The following is a 1,202-nucleotide window of genomic DNA, read 5'->3' on the forward strand; positions in this document are numbered from 1 at the left end:
TCCTTACGTTGTTGTGGTGGGTGATTTCGGGACTGTCGTAGTGTGTCGATCACCCTCGGGTGGCGGGTATGGCTGAGATCGCCTTGCCGCATAAACGGCTCACTGGGAATGGCCGCCTGTTGCCCGCAGATGACTCGACCGCTGATTGAGAATTGCGACATTGATCGCTGGGTAAGGACGTGCCGGCGTGGTTATCGACAGGGAAACTGCTATCAACGAGACGGAAGGAACCTTCAGATGCCAGCAGTATGGGCGGGAATCGATTCAGGAAAGCGGGCGCATCACTGCGTCGTGATCGACCAGACCGGGGAGATACTTCTCTCCCAACGGATAGATAACGACGAGACCGTGCTGCTCGAGATCATCGCCACGGTCACCGAGATTGCCGATGGGCACGAGGTCGTATGGGCGACGGATCTAAACTCAGGCGGCGCAGCTCTCCTGATTTCCCTGCTGGTCGATCACGGCCAGCAGCTGCTCTACATCCCGGGCAGAATCATTCACCACGCGGCTGCGACCTACCGCGGTGACGGCAAGACAGACGCGAAAGATGCCCGAATCATCGCCGACCAGGCACGGATGCGCACCGACCTCCAACCCGTTCGCGATGGTGATCAGATCAGCGTTGACCTGAAACTCCTGACCGCTCGACGCCTGGACATCATCCACGACAGGGTGCGCGCAATCAACCGGCTCCGCGCGACCATGCTGGAGTACTTCCCCGCGCTGGAGCGCGCGTTCGACTACTCCACAAGCACAGCCGCTCTCACCCTCTTATCGACCTACCAGACGCCCGGAGCGCTTCGCCGGATGGGAGTAACGCGTCTGGCTGCATGGTTGAAAGCCCGCGGCTGCCGCAACAGCGCCACCGTCGCCCAGAAAGCAATCGACGCCGCGCGTGAGCAAGAAACGATGGTTGCGCACCGAGATTGTCGCCGCCACCCTCGTGTCGCGCCTGGCCGCCGTAATCACCGCAATCGACGCAGACCTCGTCGACCTCGACAAAACCATCACTGCCCGATTCAACGAGCACGAGAACGCTGAGATCTTGGAAAGCATGCCAGGATTCGGGCCCATCCTCGCCGCCACGTTCCTTGCCAACACTGGAGGCGACCTGCGCAGCTTCGAAAACCCGGACCGACTTGCCAGCGTCGCCGGCGTCGCACCAGCTCCCAGAGACTCCGGTCGCATCAGCGGCAACC

At 61.3% G+C, this 1,202-nt stretch carries 1 protein-coding gene and 1 pseudogene; both read left to right on the forward strand.

Features of this window, described 5'->3' with window-relative positions; all coding sequences use genetic code 11:
- Positions 1-237 precede the first annotated feature (237 nt).
- A pseudogene (locus CXY71_RS21560) lies at positions 238-663 on the forward strand (IS110 family transposase); the annotation flags it as partial.
- A gap of 235 nt (positions 664-898) precedes the next feature.
- Positions 899-1,202: transposase (locus CXY71_RS21565; protein ID WP_233204301.1), on the forward strand; the 304-nt coding region annotated here is incomplete at its 3' end.

The sequence above is a fragment of the Cryobacterium sp. Y62 genome (genome assembly GCF_002929785.1).
Taxonomy (GTDB): Bacteria; Actinomycetota; Actinomycetes; order Actinomycetales; family Microbacteriaceae; genus Cryobacterium.